This window comes from bacterium, assembly GCA_035549195.1.
GTDB lineage: Bacteria > Oederibacteriota > Muellerivitia > Muellerivitales > Muellerivitaceae > DASZRK01.
Map to the genome: position 1 here is coordinate 1 of DASZRK010000007.1, position 2,153 is coordinate 2,153.

Genomic DNA, 2,153 nt, shown 5'->3' on the forward strand with positions numbered 1-2,153 from the left:
CAGTAAAGGTGCATGGGGTCTTTTTGTCCTGTCGCGGGGACTCGGAATCCTCACCGAGACTGCAATTTCGCCGAGCACGTGGTCGAGACAGTGCCCAAGTCGTTACGCCATTCGTGCAGGTCGGAACTTACCCGACAAGGAATTTCGCTACCTTAGGACCGTTATAGTTACGGCCGCCGTTTACCGGGGCTTCGGCTCAAGGCGTCGCCTTGCGGCTAACCTCTCCCCTTAACCTTCCGGCACCGGGCAGGCGTCAGTGTGTATACGGCGCCTTGTGCGGCTTGGCACACACCTGTGTTTTTGCTAAACAGTCGCTTGGGCCGATTCGCTGCGACTTGGGGGCGCTTCGTTGTGCACGTCACCCCCCCAAGCTTCCCTTCTTCCGAAGTTACGGGAACATTATGCCGAGTTCCTTGACCACGTTTCACTCGTGCACCTGAGGCTACTCGCCTCACCCACCTGTGTCGGTTTCCGGTACGGACACCGCCACGCTCCCCCATCCGCTTTTCTTGCCAGTCGACTCCAGACCACTCGGGCTTGTCTTGCGACGCGCCCTCGGCATCAGGTCTCGGCTTGCGCCTACCCCCTTACACGGCCCTCCACCTGGCCGCCAGTCCTTCGTTCCTGTGTCCCGGATGGCTTCATCACGTGACGGCGGGGCCGGAATGTCCTCCGGCTGTCCATCGGCTACGCCTCTGGGGCCTCGCCTTAGGGTCCGCCTCACCCTGCGCTGATTGCCATGGCGCAGGAACCCTTGGGTTTACGGTGCGCGGGGTTTTCACCCGCGTTTGCGCGTACTCATTCCGGCATCCTCACTTCCGGTCACTCCAGGGCAACGGTTCCCCGGCCCCTTCGTCGTTCCCGGAACGCTCTCCTACCCCGCTGCCTTCCGGCAGCAGGCCAAGCTTCGGTGGATCTCTTAATCCCGACCATTCTCGGCGCATTCACGCTGGACGAGTGAGCTATTACGCACTCTTTAAAGGAATGGCTGCTTCTAAGCCAACCTCCTCGTTGTCACGGCACGAACACATCCTTCGCTATACTCAGAGATCACTTCGGGACCTTAGCTGTGGCTCTGGGTTCTTTCCCTCTCGCCGCTGGACATTATCGCTCAGCGACTGCCTCCCAGGGTCCAGTCCGATGGTATTCGGAGTTTGGTTGGGGTTGGTAGGCCGCTCTGGCCCCCGCGCCCATCCAGTCGCTCTACCCCCACGGACCACGCCCTGAGGCTCTACCTCAATAGATTTCGGAGAGAACCAGCTATCTCCAGGCTTGATTGGCCTTTCACCCCTACCCACAAGTCATCCGAGCGGTTTTCAACCCACACCGGTTCGGGCCTCCACTAAGTGTTACCTCAGCTTCACCCTGCTCATGGGTAGATCGCCCTGGCTTCGGGTCTGCCCCCGCGTACTGTCATCGCCCTCGTGACAGGACTCGCTCTCGCTCCGGCTCCGCTGGCAACCAGCTTAGCCACGCACGCGAGGAGCAACTCGCCGGATCATAATGCAAAAGGCACGCCGTCAGCAGACACGGCCCCCGAAGGGTCCGGCTGCCTCCGACCGCTTGTAAGCATGTGGTTTCAGGCTCTCTTTCACTCCCCGCCCAGGGGTGCTTTTCACCTGTCCCTCACGGTACTCGTCCACTATCGGTCACACAGGAGTCTTTAGCCTTGGAGGGTGGTCCCCCCAGCTTCACGCCCGGACTCTCGTACCGGGCGTTACTCAGGAACTCCACTAACCCCACCGCCTCGCCGTCGCCTACCGGGCTGTCACCGTCTCTGGCGCCCCATTCCAGGGGACTTCCGCTGGCTTCGATGGAATCGTCTGTGGGTCCTACAACCCCGCTCCCACAAGGAGAACGGTTTGGGCTCGGTCCGGTTCGCTCGCCGCTACTACGGACATCTCGGTTGATTTCTCTTCCTCTGGGTACTGAGATGTTTCAGTTCCCCAGGTTCGCTTCCTGCCTCGCGACAGGATGACGGGCTCGCGCCCGCCGGGTTGCCCCATTCGGCCATCCAAGGATCATTGCGTGTGTGCCGCTCCCCTTGGCTTATCGCAGCTTACCACGGCCTTCCTCGCCTCTGTGTGCCCAGGCATCCCCCACATGCTCTCTCTTGCTTGACTACAGATTCGTAACTCAAGCAAAGCACGCGC

1 rRNA gene is annotated in these 2,153 nt (G+C 60.8%); it reads right to left on the reverse strand.

Annotated elements, in window-relative coordinates:
- Positions 1-2,123: ribosomal RNA gene (locus tag VHE12_01655) — 23S ribosomal RNA — on the reverse strand; the annotation flags it as partial.
- Positions 2,124-2,153 lie beyond the last annotated feature (30 nt).